Raw genomic sequence first — 15,301 nt, forward strand, 5'->3', positions numbered from 1 at the left:
GCGACCCGTCACGCGCGGCCCCCCTGCGCGATCCACATGTCTGCCAGGCTGCACCGGCAGCACGGCAGGTTCACGGTTTCGAGTGGGGAGATTCATGCGCTCCATAACGCGTATGGCCTTGGGTGCGGCGACCGCCGCCGCCCTGGCCGTCACAGGGGTCACGCCTTCCGGGGCGGCGGATGCGCCGTCCGGCGGCGCCGAGGGGAAGAGGCCGATCGTCGGCGGCGGGGCCTCGGCGAAGGGCGGCAAGCAGACGACGGTCACGCTCGTCACGGGCGACAAGGTGCTGGTGACCACCGACCCGTCGGGCCACAGCTCCGCGGCAGTGCTGCCCCGCGAGGACGGCACGCGGCAAATCGTCCAGACCTATCAGAGAGGCAAGGACCTCTACGTCTATCCCGAGGACGCCACCGGGGCGATCGCCGAGGGCAAGGTCGACGAGCAACTGTTCAACGTCACCGGGCTCATCCGTCAGGGCTACGACGACACGCACACCGACTCGCTGCCGCTCATCGCCACGTACCGCAACGGTGTGGATGTCGCGAAGAGCGCTCCGGCGGCCCCTCGTGGGTCCGAGCGCGGACTGAGCCTCCCGGCTGTGGACGGTGTCGCGCTCAAGGCGGGCAAGGACACCGCAGCCACGTTCTGGCAGGACGTCACCGACACCCGCTCACGCGCCGCCTCGGCACTGGAGAAGCTGTGGCTGGACGGCAAGGCGGAAGCCACACTGGACCGGTCCACCGCACAGGTGCACGCCCCGGAGGCATGGAAGGCCGGCTACGACGGCAAGGGCACCAAGGTCGCCGTGCTGGACACGGGCGTGGACGCCGAGCACCCGGATCTGGTGAACCGGGTCGCCGCCTCCAAGAACTTCACGGACTCCCGGGACACCGACGACCGGGTCGGCCACGGCACCCACACCGCCTCCACGGTCGGCGGGTCCGGAGCGGCCAGCGGAGGCCGCAAGAAGGGCGTCGCCCCCGGCACTTCCCTGCTCATCGGCAAGGTCCTCGACGACGGGGGATCCGGCCAGACCTCCTGGATCATCGCGGGCATGCAGTGGGCCGTCGACCAGCAGGCCGACGTCGTCTCCATGAGCCTGGGCAACCCCGCGATCGGCGACTGCAACGACCCGATGGCCCAGGCCACGCAGCAGCTCTCGCAGAACAGCCGCACCCTGTTCGTCGTCGCCGCCGGCAACGCCGGTCCGGCCATCGAGACCGTCTCCTCGCCCGGCTGCGTGCCCGGCGTGCTGACCGTCGGTGCCGTCGACCGCGACGACACCACCGCGCAGTTCTCCAGCCGCGGCCCCGTGGCCGTCACCCACACCCTCAAGCCCGAGATCGCCGCCCCCGGCGTCGACATCTCGGCGGCCGGCGCGGGCGGCCGCGGCGTCTACGCCTACCGGACGATGTCCGGTACCTCCATGGCCACCCCGCATGTCGCGGGCGCCGCGGCCGTCGTCCGCCAGGCCCACCCCGACTGGACCGCGCAGCAGATCAAGGCCGCCCTGGTCTCCTCCGCCCGCACCGGCGGCAAGGTCGCCGGCGCCGACCGGACCGGCGCCGGCGTCCTCGACGTGTACGGCGCGGTGAACCAGAAGGTGCTCTCCGCGCCCGCCGTCCAGGCCGGCAGCTACAACTGGCCGCAGGACACCTCCGACCGAACCACCGTGCAGGTGCCCCTCACCAACACGAGCAGGAGCGACCTCGCCCTGAACCTGAAGGTCGGCGGTGTGCACGGCAACGACGGCAGCGAGGTCCGCTCCGGCATCGTCGAGCTGGGAGAGGGAAAGGTGAGGGTTCCTGCGGGGTCCACCGTTCAGGTGCCGCTGCGGATCGACCCCACCGCCCGTCTGAAGGACGCCCAGTACGGTGCGGTCACCGGCCGGATCCTGGCCACCGGCGACGACGTGCACGTCTCCGTGCCCGTCACGCTCCACGTCGAGCCGGAGACGGTCACGCTCCGGGTCAAGGTCATCGACCGCAACGGCAAGCCCGCGACCGGCCCCTCGTCCCTGGACCTGGTCGGCCTCGACACCGACAAGGGCGAGCGCCGCAGCAACAACGGCGCGACCGACCAGACGTACCGGGTGCGCCCGGGTGACTACGCCCTCAGCAGCTTCGTGGCGACGTACGACGCGGGCAACGTGGCCGAGTCGGTCGGCTACCTCGCGAAGCCGCAGCTGCGGATCACCGGTGACGCCACTGTCGTCCTCGACGTCCGCAGGGCCCACCGGCTGAGCCTGCGCACCGACCGCCCCTCGACGGTGAACAACACCACGTTCAGCTACGCCCGCACGTGGGACGACACCTGGCAGACATCCGGGTCGTTCATGGCCGACGACACCATCCAGACGTTCTACGCAGATGTCGACGGGCGTGCCGGGAAGGGCGCCTTCGAGTTCCGGCCCACCTGGCGCGCGACCGGCTCCGGGGGCGGCTCGCCCTACGTCTACAACCTGTCCTTCCCGACCGAGGGTCCGCTGCACTCCGACCAGGTCTACAAGCCCAAGGACGCCAAGCTGGCCCAGGTCACCGAGAAGTGGAACGCCATGGGCAAGGAGGGCGACTACATCGACGCGATGTTCATCCGCCCTTCCGGGAGCAGCGGCAGCTACGTCCCCGTGAGCCCGTTCGGCTCCGTCCATGTGCCCGTCACCCGCACCGCCTACTACACGACCGGTGGCGACGCCTGGTCGCACGGCGCGATGACCAGCTTCCCCTTCGCCGCGTTCATGAGTGACCAGCTGCGCACCTACCGGACCGGACAGCGGAGCGCCGAGGAGTGGTACGGCGGCCCCCTGCGGCCGGCCGCACCGCGCGACGCCGACGGCGAGCTGATGCTGAACGCCGAGCGGCAGGGCAACCTGATGGGCTTCCAGAACGCGCTCTGGGTCGACGGCTCCGGCGACCACTGGTCCTACGGCGGATCGTTCGGAGACCTCGGGAACCTGGCGCTGAAGCGCAACGGTGAGCAGATCGCCACCAGCGCCTACCCGTACGACGTGTTCGAGGTGCCGGACGAGGACTCCACGTACGAGCTCACCCAGAACCTGGAGAAGATCGACACCTCGGACCGGAACTGGCTCCGCTCCACCGCCGTCACCACCACCTGGAGCTTCCGCTCCCACCGGGAGCCCGACGTCTACTCGCGCGGCCTGCCGATCCTCTCCCCGGCGTACGACGTGCCGGTGGACGGCCTGAACACCCTGCCCGCGCGGGGCGGCATCGAGGTCGGCCTGTCGGTCGAGGGCCACGCCGGGTACACCCCGGGCGCCATCGAGGCGGCCACGCTGTCCTACTCCTACGACGGCGGTGCCACCTGGATCCAGGCGCCGACCGGGCAGCGTAACGGCGAGTGGACGGCCGTCCTCGACCTCACCGGCGCCACCGGCAAGCAGGTCATGACGAAGGCCACCGTCAAGGACACCAACGGCAACGCGGTCACCCAGACCATCACCCGCGCCTACGACGTCCGCTGACCACCCGATCCGACCGGGCGGGCCTCCCACGGCGGGAGGCCCGCCCGGTCGGCGTGCGGGGCGGAATGTGGAGGATCTTCGTCCTGCGGTGGACACATGTGGTGGACATATGGGGAGATCCGGCGAGTGTCCCGACCCCCTCTCCCGGCGGAAAATGTGCGCTATGGGAGCGTGAGCGGGTGAGTGAGACAACGACTGAACCCCTGCAATACCGCTTTGACGGACCGGACGACGCGCCGATCCTGGTCCTGGGCCCCTCCCTGGGCACCTCGTGGCACATGTGGGACCGGCAGATACCGGAGCTCACCCAGCACTGGCGGGTCTTCCGCTACGACCTCCCGGGCCACGGCGGCGCCCCCGCCCACCCCGCCACCGCCATCGCCGACCTCTCCGACCGGCTGCTCGCCACCCTCGACGGCGTGGGCGTCCAGCGCTTCGGCTACGCGGGCTGCTCCATCGGCGGCGCGATCGGCGCCGACCTCGCGCTGCGCCACCCGCAGCGGGTCGCCTCGCTGGCCCTGGTCGCGGCCTCGCCCCGGTTCGGCAGCGCCGACGAGTTCCGCCAGCGCGGGGTGGTCGTACGCACCAACGGTCTGGAGCCGATGGCCCGCACCGCACCCGAGCGCTGGTTCACCCCCGGCTTCGCCGCCGCCCAGCCGGCCATCGTCGACTGGGCCGTACAGATGGTGCGGACCACCGACCCGGGCTGCTACATCGCCGCCTGCGAGGCCCTCGCCGCCTTCGACGTCCGCGGCGAACTCGGCCGCATCGGCGCCCCGACCCTCGTCCTGGTCGGCGCCGAGGACCGGGTCACCGGACCGGGCGACGCCCGCGTCCTGGTCGCCGGCATACCGGACGCCCGGCTCGCCCTCGTGCCCGGCGCCTCCCATCTCGCCCCGGTCGAGCAGCCCGGCGCCGTCACCGATCTGCTGCTCACCCACTTCTCCTCGGCCTGGCAGGACACCCTCGCCGCCATCCCCGCCCCGGCCGCCACCCCGCAGCTCTCCGCGCCCGTGCTGCCCGTCGCGGAGATCACGGCCGCCACCCCGCAGCCCGACCCGGGGCCCACCGGACGCCCCGACCCGCACGAGCGCGGCATGAAGGTGCGCCGTGAGGTGCTGGGCGACGCCCACGTGGACCGGGTGACGGCCGCCTCCGACGACTTCACCGAGGACTTCCAGGAACTGGTCACCCGCTACGCCTGGGGCGAGGTGTGGACCCGGGAGGGCCTGGACCGCCGGACCCGCAGCTGTGTCACGCTCACCGCGCTGGTCGCCTCCGGCCACCTGGAGAGCCTGGCCGCGCACGTCCGGGCCGCGCTGCGCAACGGTCTCACCCCGGCGGAGATCAAGGAGGTGCTCATGCAGACCGCCGTGTACTGCGGGGTGCCCGCCGCCAGTGCCGCCTTCGCCGTCGCCCGGACCGTGATTCAGGAGGAAACGAGACCCCGCCCGTAGCAGGATGGGGCCATGGACGCCGTGAATCCCATGCACCCGACACTGACCAAGAAGACGCACTCCTGCATCCGTCTGGAGAAGGACGGGCGGACGCTCGTCATCGACCCCGGCGGCTTCTCCGAACAGGACGCCGCAGTCGGCGCCGACGCGATCCTGGTGACGCACGAGCACCCCGACCACTTCGACGAAGGGCGGCTGCGCGCGGCCCTGGACGCCGACCCGGCCGTCGGGATCTGGACCCTGCGCAGCGTCGCGGACCGGCTCGCCGCGGCCTACCCCGGCCGCGTGCACACCGTCGGCGACGGCGACACCTTCACCGCGGCGGGCTTCGACGTACAGGTGCACGGCGAGCTGCACGCGGTGATCCACCCGGACATCCCGAGGATCACCAACATCGGCTTCCTGGTGGACGGTTCGCTCTTCCACCCGGGCGACGCGCTCACCGTCCCCGACCACCCGGTGGACACCCTGATGCTCCCGGTGATGGCCCCCTGGAACAAGATCTCCGAAGTCATCGACTACGTGCGCGAGGTGAAGCCGCGGCGCGCCATCGACATCCACGACGCGCTGCTCACCGATCTCGCCCGCCCGATCTACGACGGCCAGATCGGCAGCCTCGGCGGCACCGACCACGGCCGGCTGGCTCCGGGGGACTCGACCGGGCTGTGACCGGCGCCGGTCCGGCGGCTGTCAGTGCCAGCCGCTAGGTTTACGTACATGCGCATCGCCACCTGGAACGTCAATTCGATCACCGCCCGGCTCCCGAGGCTGCTGGCCTGGCTGGAGGGCACCGGCACGGACGTGCTGTGCATCCAGGAGACCAAGTGCGCCGCCGAACAGTTCCCGGCGGACGCGCTCCGTGAGCTCGGCTACGAGTCCGCGGTCAACGCCACCGGGCGGTGGAACGGCGTGGCGCTGGTCTCCCGCGTCGGCCTGTCCGACGTCGTCACGGGGCTGCCGGACGGCCCCGACTACGAGGGCGCGCAGGAGCCGCGGGCGATCTCCGCGACCTGCGGCCCGGTCCGCGTCTGGTCGGTCTACGTGCCCAACGGCCGCGAGATCGAGCACGCGCACTACGCGTACAAGCTGCGCTGGTTCGAGGCCCTGCAGAAGGCCGTCGCGGTGGACGCCGCGGGCTCGCAGCCCTTCGCGGTGCTGGGCGACTTCAACGTGGCCCCGACCGACGAGGACGTCTGGGACCCGTCCCTGTTCGAGGGCGCCACGCATGTCACCCCCGCCGAGCGCGCCGCCCTCGCCGCGCTGCGTGAGGAGGGACTGGTGGACGTCATGCCGCGCCCGCTCAAGTACGACCGGCCGTACACCTTCTGGGACTACCGCGAGCTGCGCTTCCCGAAGAACAAGGGCATGCGGATCGACCTGGTCTACGGCAACGCCCCCTTCGTCGCGGCGGTCGAGGACAGCTACGTGGACCGCGAGGAGCGCAAGGGCAAGGGCGCGTCCGACCACGCCCCGGTGGTCGTGGACCTCAAGGTCTGATCAAGGTCCGGGGACCGGTTGTCAGTGGTGGCCGCTAGCGTGGTTCCCGTCCTTATCCCGCTTGCTGGCTGCTTGCAGTGACCAGGACAGCCCCGCCCGTTCAGCGCCGGGCGGGGCTCCATCACCTGCCGCCGGTCAGACGATGGCGACGCGGCGCATCCGCAGGGACGCCCCGGCCGTGCCCAGCGCCAGGACCATCAGCAGGGCGCTCACCCACAGCGGCGACCGGAAGCCCAGTCCCGCACCGATGGCCAGCCCGCCCAGCCAGGGACCGAGCGCGCCGCCCACATTGAACGCGGCGGTGGCGAACGAACCGGAGAGCGTCGGTGCGTCGGCCGCCAGCCGGAACACCCACGAGATCAGCGCCGTACCGGTGCCGAACGCCAGCATCCCCTGGACGAGGACGAGCGCCACCGTCGCGAACGCGCTGCCCGCGGTCAGCGCGAACCCGGCCCAGCCGACCGCCAGCGCCACCAGCCCGGCGGCGGTGAAGGCGACCGGCCGCAGGTCGACGAACCGGCCGGCGGCCGTGACGCCGATGAACGAGCCCAGCCCGAACAGCGCCAGCAGACCGGGCACCCAGGCGGCGGTGAGCCCGGTGACATGGGTGGCGAGCGGCTCGACATAGGAGAACGCGCAGAACGTCGCCCCCTGCACCAGGGCGCTGGTCAGCAGGGTCAGCAGCAACCGCGGACCGGTCAGGGTCCGCAACTCCACGCTCGCGGGCGCGGGCGCGACCTCCGGCCGCCCCGCCGGAACGGTCCTGGCGATCACGAGGACGGCCGGTACGGAGACCAGGGCCACGGCCCAGAACGCCGACCGCCACCCCCAGTGCCCGCCGAGCGCCGCACCGGCGGGCACCCCGGCGACACAGGCGATGGTGACGCCACCGACGACCACCGAGGTGGCGCGGGCCCGCGCCTCGGGCCCGGCCATGGCGACCGCGGTCACCAGGGCCACCGCCCAGAAGCCCGCGTTGGCCAGTGCCCCGACGACCCGCGTCGCCAGGAGCAGCCCGTAGCCGGGCGTGAGCGCGCCGACGACATGCACGGCGCTGAAGACACAGAGGAAGAACACCAGGGCGCGGCGGCGCGGCCAGTTCCGGCTGAAGAGCGCCATCAGCGGTGCTCCGACGATCATCCCGATCGCGAAGGCCGAGGTCAGCAGTCCCGCGGCGGGAATGGACACGTGCAGGTCGGCGGCGATGTCCGAGACCAGCCCGGACAGCATGAATTCGGAGGTGCCCTGGGCGAAGACGGCGAGCCCGAGCGCGTAGACGGCAAATGGCATGAAGGAACCCCATGGACGACTGACAGATGGACCGGGCAGGGGGTGTGGGCCCGCGCCCGCCCGGTACGACGGGCGGCAACGCGGAAGAACGTCCGGGATGTTCATGGACGTGACGGGCGACGCGACAGGCGCCGGAGCCGGAGAGTCCGCGCACGGTGGACCGGGAGTGGTTCACGAGCGCGGAGGAGGAGCGCAGCCCACACAACGGGGTCCTGCGGTGGCAGCCGGGTGGGAATCGGTCCGGGCCGGGACTCGGCACCGGGGGAGCGATTCGACGGCGGATCGGCCACCGGCGGACCGGTGGCTAGCCTCTGTCGGACTCGGGGCTGGACATGATCGCGAAGCTACCAGCCCGGGGTGCCCCGCCTCCACCCCTTTTTCCGCCGGAGCCGTCCCTGGGTGGTGCGCGGTGCGTACGGCGGCGCGCGAGCGGGCGCCCGCCCCCGGGTTCAGCACTCGAACGGCAGTCCGCGCGCCCTGTGGTGCACACCACAGGAGGGATGCGACCCTGAGTGGTATGAACATCCCTTTCTTGGACAACTGGCGTAGGCGTCACGACGGAGCGCGGGGGACAGGGCTCGCCGCCGCGGTCGCCGCCGATCCCGACGGCGTGGCCGAGCTCCTCGCGGAGTGCGAGCTGCTGCGTGTCCGAGTGGGGCAGCGCGGGCTCGAACTCGACGACAGCCCGGCGTCGTTGGCCGCTCTCGACCAGTTGCCGCCGCGCTGGCGGGACGATCCGGAAGAGCTGCCCTGGCTGGGCAACGACGCGGGGCTGTACCTGGGAACGGTCCTGGTGCGGAACGTCCCCGGCGCGGTCTGGAGTATCCGGCCGGACGGGCAGCCCGTGGTGCGGCTCGCCTCCGGGCGGGAGATCGACGTGGTGGAGGCGGGGCTGGACTGGGCGATGGCGGGCAGCCCGGAGCTCTCCCAGGTCTATTCGGAGTCGGCCGAGGGGTAGAACTCCCATGGCAATCGGATAAGAAGCCTTATGCCCCATTTGTGCGTGTCGGCGGCGAAGTCCCTTTTCAGGCTGGATAGTTTGCGCTGACCTCGACACAGCGAAAAGTGGGTAGGGCAGCGTATGGCCGTCGATCCGTTGATCGAGCTGCGGGACGTCAACAAGTACTACGGACAGTTGCACGTACTGCAGGACATCAATCTCACCGTCGGCCGCGGGGAGGTGGTGGTGGTCATCGGCCCATCCGGCTCCGGCAAATCGACGCTCTGCCGGACCATCAACCGGTTGGAGACGATCGAGTCCGGCCACATCACGATCGATGGCAGACCCCTTCCCGAGGAGGGGAAGGGGCTGGCCCAGCTCCGGGCCGAAGTGGGCATGGTCTTCCAGTCGTTCAACCTGTTCGCACACCGGACCGTGCTGGCCAACGTCTCGCTCGCCCAGCTCAAGGTCCGCAAGCGCAAGAAGGACGAGGCGGACCGGCGTTCCCGGGAACTGCTGGAGCGGGTCGGACTGGCCTCGCAGGCCGACAAGTTCCCCGCCCAGCTCTCGGGCGGTCAGCAGCAGCGGGTGGCCATCGCCCGCGCCCTCGCCATGGACCCCAAGGCACTGCTCTTCGACGAGCCCACCTCGGCGCTCGATCCGGAGATGATCAACGAGGTGCTGGAGGTCATGCAGCAGCTCGCCCGGGACGGCATGACGATGGTCGTCGTCACGCACGAGATGGGTTTTGCCCGCTCCGCCGCCAACCGCGTGGTCTTCATGGCCGACGGACGCATCGTCGAGGACCGCACTCCCGACGCGTTCTTCACCGCTCCTCGGAGCGACCGCGCCAAGGACTTCCTGTCCAAGATCCTCAAGCACTGACGGGGGGCTCCGTGTTGCGTACGAGAAAAGTTGTGGCCGCCTGCGCCGGACTCCTGCTGGCCGTGCTCGCCGCCGCGTGCGGCAAGGAGGGCAGCCCGCCGGTGAAGGGCCCGAAACCCGAACAGCTGCCGGTGTACAAGGTCGACACCGGTTTCCGGCTGCCCGCCTCGCCGACCTGGACCAAGGCCAGGAAGCGCGGCTACCTCCGCGTCGGGGCCAAGGAGGACCAGCCCTACCTGGGCGAGAAGGACCCGGCCACCGGCGTCTACTCCGGCTTCGACATCGAGATCGCCAAGATGATGTCGGCCTCGCTCGGCTTCGACCCGAAGACGATCCGTTTCCGGACCATCGCCTCCGCCAACCGCGAGACGGCGCTGCAGAACGGGCAGATCGACTACTACGTCGGCACCTACACCATCAACGCCATGCGCAAGAAGCTCGTCGGCTTCGCCGGTCCCTATTACATGGCCGGGCAGGGCCTCCTCGTCCGCACCGACGAGAACGACATCAACGGGCCGCAGGACCTGGCCGGCAAGACGGTCTGCTCCGCCGCCGGGTCCACCCCGTACCAGCGGATCGCCGCCGACTACCCGAAGGCGATCCTGGTCGCCTACGACACGTACTCGATCTGCGTCGACAACCTGCTGACCTACCAGGTCGACGCCGTCACCACCGACGACGCCATCCTGCTGGGCTTCGCGGCCAAGGCGCCCAAGGAGATGAAGGTCGTGGGCAAGCCGTTCTCCGAGGAGCCGTACGGCATCGGCGTCCCGCGCAGTGACAACGCGCTGCGGTTCGCGCTCAACGACGCGCTGGAGGCCAACGAGAAGAACGGCAACTGGAAGAAGGCGTTCGAGGCCACACTCGGCCTCTCCGGAGTGCCCGCCCCGACACCGCCGCCCATCGACCGCTACCCGGCCACCTGAGAGGGCGGGCATCGACCATGGACGTACTCACCGAGAATTTCTCGCTCTACGGCAAGGGCTTCCTGGGCACGGTCGAACTGACCGTCTACTCCTCGATCCTGGCCCTGGTCCTCGGCTTCTTCATGGCCTCCTGCCGGGTGTCCCCGGTCGGCGCGCTGCGGGTGCTCGGCACGGTATGGGTGACGGTGCTGCGCAACACCCCGCTGACCCTGCTCTTCTTCGCGGTCCTGCTCGGACTGCCGCGCTTCGGACTGGTCCTGCCCTTCGAGGTCTTCGCGGTCCTCGCGCTCGGCTGCTACACCTCCGCGTTCATCTGCGAGGTGCTGCGCTCGGGCATCAACACCGTGCCGACCGGACAGGGCGAGGCGGCCCGCAGCCTCGGCATGACGTTCGGCCAGACGCTGAACACCGTGGTGCTGCCGCAGGCGTTCCGCTCCGTGATCCCGCCGGTCGGCTCCACGCTCATCGCCCTCGCCAAGAACTCGGCGATCGCCGGGGCGTTCAGCGTCACCGAACTGCTCGGCACCTACAAGACCCTCAACGAGCTGGGCTACAGCATCATCTGGACCTTCATCTGGATCGCCGTCGGCTACCTGATCATCACCCTGTCCATCAGTGCGCTCTTCAACGTGATGGAGAAGCGCTGGGGAGTCGCCCGATGACCACCCGCACCGCACCGTCCGCCACCGCGCTCTACGACATCCCGGGCCCGGCGACCCGCAAACGCCATCTGCTCTACGGGATCGTCTCCACGGCCCTGATCCTCGCCCTGCTCGGCTGGGTCCTCTATCTGCTCTTCGACACCGGACAGTTCACCAGCGCCAAGTGGACGCCCTTCGAGTACAAGGGCATCCAGGAACTGCTGCTGCGCGGGCTGGGCAACACCCTCAAGGCGTTCGCGTACGCCGCGGTGCTCTCGCTCCTGCTCGGCGCGGTCCTCGCCGTCGGCCGGCTCTCCGAGCACCGGGCCGTGCGCTGGATCGCGACGCTGCTGGTGGAGTTCTTCCGGGCCATGCCCGTACTGGTGATGATCTTCTTCATCTTCGTGGCGCTGAAGGTGCAGCCGCTGCCCGCCCTGGTCGCCGGTCTGACCCTGTACAACGGCTCGGTGCTCGCCGAGGTGTTCCGCACCGGGATCATCTCGGTGGAGCGCGGCCAGTCCGAGGCCGCGTACGCCCTGGGGCTGCGCAAGACGCAGGTCACCACGTTCGTACTGGCCCCGCAGGCGGTGCGCGCCATGCTGCCCACGATCATCAGCCAGTTGGTCGTGGCGCTGAAGGACACCTCGCTCGGCTATCTGATCACCTATGAGGAATTCCTCCATGCGGGCAAGCTCATCGCATCCAACCTCGACTACGATCTTCCCTTCATCCCCGTGGTGATGGTGATCTCGCCGATCTACATCGGGATGTGCATGCTGCTCTCCTGGTTCGCGACCTGGGTGGCCAAGCGGGAACGGCGCAATCCGAAGATGAAGGCCGTGGAGATCGCACCGGCCGAACCAGGAACGCTGCTGCCGGGAGTGCAGTAGCCGGGTCCGCCACCAGGCGGTCCCAGCGGAGCGGTGCCCGCCCGGCAGCAGCCGGTGATCACTTCTCGCGCAACGGTACGGACACGTACGACGGGTCCGCCGGGGACGAGGAGAAGGTCAGCTGTGATCCGGTCGGGTTGTGCTCGATGTAGAGCGGATCGACGGTGTCGATCACCAGGGTGAGGCGGTGACCGGCCGGAACGTCGTAGGCGGTGGAGAACAGCTCCAGGTCTACGGGGAACGGCCGGCCCGGCGTCCGCCCGTGGAAGGTATAGGGGGCGTTGCTGACCAGCTTTCCGAGGCCGAGCGGCCCTTCGTCGTAGAGATACGCGACGAAGGTGCCGCTTTCCTTGTTCGGGGTCACCGTGGTGTGGACCTTCACCGTGCCGCGCACCCGCTTCTCCACCGGGTACTTCCCGGACTGCCAGACGCCCGCGAAGGCGCGGGGGAGCAGCGGGACGGAGGCGAGCGGCGGCAGCTTCACGAACTGGTCGAGCGCGTTGGACAGCATGACGATGCCGCCGTTGGCGCCGGAGTCGATGTTCGCCAGGATCCGCCTGGTGCCGTCGAGCCCGATCCGTTCCTCGGCGGCGCCCACCGACCTCCAGTCCGGGTAGCCCTCGTAGCCGCCGTCCGTACGGGACTTGAGCTGGACCGGCGGCTCCTGGTCGATGCCGTTGCGCTCGCCCTTGAGATAGCGGTCGAACCAGCGGTGGGCGTCGGTCCAGGTGTCGTTGGGCAGGCCGAGCAGTCCGGTGGCCTCCGCCGTGGCGTGGTCGCCCGGACGGAACTCCAGACGCTTGGGGCCGCTGAGCTTCTCGTAGAACGAGGCGTACTGGTTGGGCGGGAAGATCGTGTCGCCCCAGGCGTTGCCCATCATGACGGCGGCGCCGTTGGCGTTGATCTCGTCGAGGTACGCGGCGGGGGAACGCTTCTTCCCCCAGGCGATCATGTCCTCCTCCTTGGTGAGGTCGGAGCCCAGGAAGTCGGTGAGCGTCCGGGTCAGCTCGTCGCTCGGGCGGCCGGTGAGCAGGCCGGAGCCACCGAGGAGGGCGGCGGCCTGGAGGTGCTGGGTGCGGCCGCTGTAGATCGAGTCGATGAGATCGGCCCAGCCGCTGAGCGCGACCACGGCCTTGATCCGCTTGTCGTGCCCGGCCGCTAGGAGGCTGATGCCCGCGCCGTAGGAGACGCCGCCCATGCCGATGCGGTCCGGATCGGCCGGGGTGCCGGCGAGGGCCCAGTCGATGACCGAGGAGACGTCCGCGAGATCCGGCTCTCCCGCGACCTCGATCCTCCCGCCGGAGAGCCAGAAGCCCCGTGAGGTGTAACTCACCACCACATAGCCGGAGTCGGCGAGCTGCTGGGCCTGGGCGAAGTATTCGACCTGCGGCAGGCCCCAGCTGGTGGGCAGCACGATCAGCGGGTGCTTGGTGCCGGGCTCCGCTCCGGCCGGCGTGAACACATTGCCCTTGAGGGTGATCCCGCCGGAGCCGGGGATGTCGTGGAACTCCGGGCCCGGAGCGGACGCCGCGACCGGCGTGGCGGGAGTCCGGGCGGCGGCCGCCGGAGCCGCGGCGAGGGCGGCTCCGGCGAAGAGGACGGCGGCGGTTCCGATGGACGCGGTGGTGCGCAGAGCCGGGTACGGACGTCCCACGGGTCACTCCTCACGGGGGCGGGGCAAAGTGACCCGACGGTAACCCCGGCTCCTTACCCGTGGTAACTCATCGGTAAGTTACGTGAGAGTAACAATTGCCGGCCGGGGCGACGGGGGCCCGGCGGACCGCCCCGCCCTCCCGCTACAGCGCGCTCTTCGCCTGCCAGTCGGCCCACGACACGTTCCACGCCCCGTACCCGTTGCCCTCCGCCACCGTGCCCTTGGCGTCCGCGCCGGTGATCTCGAACGGGTCGCCGACCCGCACCTGCCCGTACAGCGCGCCGGCGTCGGCGTCGCTCATCCCGACGCAGCCCGAACTGTGGTTGGCCACCCCGAAGTAGGCCGCGTTCCATGGAGCCGCGTGGGCGTACATCCCCGACCAGGTCAGCCTCATCGACGAGTCGACCATCTTGTCGTAGGCGTCGCCGAGGCCGACCGTCTCGGAGCGCATGTTGATCGTGCCCTCCTTGGACATCAGCACGGCGGTCCCGCGCCAGGACGCCTTCTCGCCGCCCGGGGTGCCGGCCGACATGGGCACGTCCATGACGGTCCTCCCGTCCCGCTTCAGCGCCAGCCGGTGGCGGTCGAGATCGACCTTGACCACCTGCTCGGCGCCGATCGTGAAGGTGGTCCGGTAGTCGCGCACGAACCAGCCGCCGGACCTGCCGGAGTCGATGCCGTTGAGATCGGCGTCGAGCGTGACCTTCGTACCCGGCTTCCAGTACTCCTTGGGCCGCCAGTCGACGCGGTCCTTGCCGGAGTAGTCCTGCAGCCAGCCCCAGGAGCCCTCGGTGTTGTTCGAGGTGGAGACCTTCAGCGCCTTCTCGACCGCCGCCCTGTCCTTCACCGGGTTGTCGAAGACGACCGACAGCGGCTGGGCGACGCCGACCGTGGTGTTCTTGCCGGGGGCCAGCGTCAGCTTGTTGACCTTGTCGGCGGCGGCGGTGGTGAAGCCCGCCCTGGCGCCGCCGCCCTCGGTGTTCTTCGCCTCGATGCCGTACGTGGTGCCGGGCGCGGCCACCCGGTCCGACGTCCAGGTCCTGCCGTCGGCGGATATCCGGCCGGTGAGCGCCCCGCCGTCGTCCGCGCTCACCGCGACCGTCTTCAGCTTCCCGGTGTCGAGCGTCACCTTCACCGGCGCCCCCGGGGCAGCCTGACCGCCCCGCAGGTTCACCGAGATCCTGGCCTCCGAGGACGCGGCCGCGCCGCCCTTGTCCGACTCCGAGTCCGAGGCGGCGGCACCGGAACAGGCGGTGAGCACGACACCGAGCACCGCGCCACCGGCGACCAGGGTGAGCCGGGCCGGGCGGCCGGGCGGAGCGGTGCGGCGTACGGGCCGGCGTGCAGTGATCAACGGAAAAACCTCCAAGGCATTGCTTCTCGCCGAGGGAGAGGCGCACAGCCGGCGGCCGGTTCCGCAAAACATCCGAAAACCGGGAAATGCCCTGTGTGACATGTAACGCATCAGACCGGTCGTCGTCCGGTCACATCCGCCGCCCGGCTCCGGCCCCGGACCGTTCGACGGGCACCCGGGGCCGGACGAGGCACGGGGTACCCTCCACCCCTGACCCCGACGACCCCCTCCGCCCGAAGCCCGGCAACGGCGGCCGGGCCGTCGAGACGCGCGGAGAGTGGGA

The 15,301-nt window shown here is 70.5% G+C and carries 12 protein-coding genes; 9 read left to right on the forward strand and 3 right to left on the reverse strand.

Going from position 1 to position 15,301, the window contains the following annotated elements; genetic code table 11:
• The first annotated feature begins 94 nt into the window (after positions 1 to 94).
• From ACGF8B_RS09675 to ACGF8B_RS09690, 4 genes are all read left to right on the forward strand, one after another.
• Positions 95 to 3,484, forward strand: coding sequence for a S8 family serine peptidase (locus ACGF8B_RS09675; protein ID WP_392736376.1), 3,390 nt, complete (start codon positions 95 to 97; stop codon positions 3,482 to 3,484).
• Between the two features lie 179 nt (positions 3,485 to 3,663).
• Positions 3,664 to 4,941, forward strand: coding sequence for a 4-carboxymuconolactone decarboxylase (gene pcaC, locus ACGF8B_RS09680; protein WP_392736377.1), 1,278 nt, complete (start codon positions 3,664 to 3,666; stop codon positions 4,939 to 4,941).
• Between the two features lie 12 nt (positions 4,942 to 4,953).
• On the forward strand, positions 4,954 to 5,610 hold the full coding sequence (locus ACGF8B_RS09685) for an MBL fold metallo-hydrolase (protein WP_392736379.1): 657 nt from the start codon (positions 4,954 to 4,956) through the stop codon (positions 5,608 to 5,610).
• Between the two features lie 48 nt (positions 5,611 to 5,658).
• Positions 5,659 to 6,438, forward strand: coding sequence for an exodeoxyribonuclease III (locus ACGF8B_RS09690; RefSeq protein ID WP_392736381.1), 780 nt, complete (start codon positions 5,659 to 5,661; stop codon positions 6,436 to 6,438).
• 135 nt (positions 6,439 to 6,573) lie between these two features.
• Here the strand turns inward: ACGF8B_RS09690 and ACGF8B_RS09695 are convergent, their stop codons facing one another.
• A complete protein-coding gene (locus ACGF8B_RS09695; RefSeq protein ID WP_392736383.1) occupies positions 6,574 to 7,728 on the reverse strand; it encodes a Cmx/CmrA family chloramphenicol efflux MFS transporter in 1,155 nt (384 codons plus the stop codon).
• A gap of 517 nt (positions 7,729 to 8,245) precedes the next feature.
• Here ACGF8B_RS09695 and ACGF8B_RS09700 point away from each other — a divergent pair.
• The 5 genes from ACGF8B_RS09700 to ACGF8B_RS09720 all read left to right on the forward strand — a co-directional run bounded on the left by ACGF8B_RS09700 (position 8,246) and on the right by ACGF8B_RS09720 (position 12,010).
• Positions 8,246 to 8,686 carry a DUF6278 family protein gene (locus ACGF8B_RS09700; protein ID WP_392736385.1) on the forward strand — a complete coding sequence of 147 codons (441 nt, stop codon included), beginning with the start codon at positions 8,246 to 8,248 and terminating at the stop codon, positions 8,684 to 8,686.
• Between the two features lie 123 nt (positions 8,687 to 8,809).
• Positions 8,810 to 9,553 carry an amino acid ABC transporter ATP-binding protein gene (locus ACGF8B_RS09705; protein WP_392736387.1) on the forward strand — a complete coding sequence of 248 codons (744 nt, stop codon included), beginning with the start codon at positions 8,810 to 8,812 and terminating at the stop codon, positions 9,551 to 9,553.
• A gap of 14 nt (positions 9,554 to 9,567) precedes the next feature.
• Positions 9,568 to 10,479, forward strand: coding sequence for a glutamate ABC transporter substrate-binding protein (locus tag ACGF8B_RS09710; RefSeq protein WP_392736496.1), 912 nt, complete (start codon positions 9,568 to 9,570; stop codon positions 10,477 to 10,479).
• Positions 10,480 to 10,496: 17 nt separating this feature from the next.
• Entirely contained in the window at positions 10,497 to 11,141 is a 645-nt protein-coding gene (locus ACGF8B_RS09715; protein ID WP_392736389.1) for an amino acid ABC transporter permease, read from the forward strand.
• Complete coding sequence (locus ACGF8B_RS09720; protein WP_392736391.1) at positions 11,138 to 12,010, forward strand: amino acid ABC transporter permease; 873 nt, start codon at positions 11,138 to 11,140, stop codon at positions 12,008 to 12,010. The genes ACGF8B_RS09715 and ACGF8B_RS09720 overlap by 4 nt, the downstream gene beginning before the upstream one ends.
• Positions 12,011 to 12,068: 58 nt before the next feature.
• On the opposite strand, the gene ACGF8B_RS09725 is transcribed toward ACGF8B_RS09720, so the two are convergent.
• On the reverse strand, positions 12,069 to 13,664 hold the full coding sequence (locus tag ACGF8B_RS09725) for a CocE/NonD family hydrolase (RefSeq protein WP_392736393.1): 1,596 nt from the start codon (positions 13,662 to 13,664) through the stop codon (positions 12,069 to 12,071).
• 142 nt (positions 13,665 to 13,806) lie between these two features.
• Positions 13,807 to 15,015 carry an Ig-like domain-containing protein gene (locus ACGF8B_RS09730; RefSeq protein WP_392736498.1) on the reverse strand — a complete coding sequence of 403 codons (1,209 nt, stop codon included), beginning with the start codon at positions 15,013 to 15,015 and terminating at the stop codon, positions 13,807 to 13,809.
• Positions 15,016 to 15,301 lie beyond the last annotated feature (286 nt).

This window comes from Streptomyces sp. NPDC047917, from assembly GCF_043204345.1.
Lineage (GTDB): Bacteria > Actinomycetota > Actinomycetes > Streptomycetales > Streptomycetaceae > Streptomyces > Streptomyces sanglieri.

Excerpts from the sequence above, each read along its gene's own strand:
- ACGF8B_RS09675 (WP_392736376.1), top strand. The coding sequence starts at position 95 with ATGCGCTCCATAACGCGTATGGCCTTGGGTGCGGCGACCGCCGCCGCC.
- ACGF8B_RS09685 (WP_392736379.1), top strand. The coding sequence starts at position 4,954 with ATGGACGCCGTGAATCCCATGCACCCGACACTGACCAAGAAGACGCAC.
- ACGF8B_RS09690 (WP_392736381.1), top strand. The coding sequence starts at position 5,659 with ATGCGCATCGCCACCTGGAACGTCAATTCGATCACCGCCCGGCTCCCG.
- ACGF8B_RS09695 (WP_392736383.1), bottom strand. The coding sequence starts at position 7,728 with ATGCCATTTGCCGTCTACGCGCTCGGGCTCGCCGTCTTCGCCCAGGGC.
- ACGF8B_RS09700 (WP_392736385.1), top strand. The coding sequence starts at position 8,246 with ATGAACATCCCTTTCTTGGACAACTGGCGTAGGCGTCACGACGGAGCG.
- ACGF8B_RS09705 (WP_392736387.1), top strand. The coding sequence starts at position 8,810 with ATGGCCGTCGATCCGTTGATCGAGCTGCGGGACGTCAACAAGTACTAC.
- ACGF8B_RS09715 (WP_392736389.1), top strand. The coding sequence starts at position 10,497 with ATGGACGTACTCACCGAGAATTTCTCGCTCTACGGCAAGGGCTTCCTG.
- ACGF8B_RS09720 (WP_392736391.1), top strand. The coding sequence starts at position 11,138 with ATGACCACCCGCACCGCACCGTCCGCCACCGCGCTCTACGACATCCCG.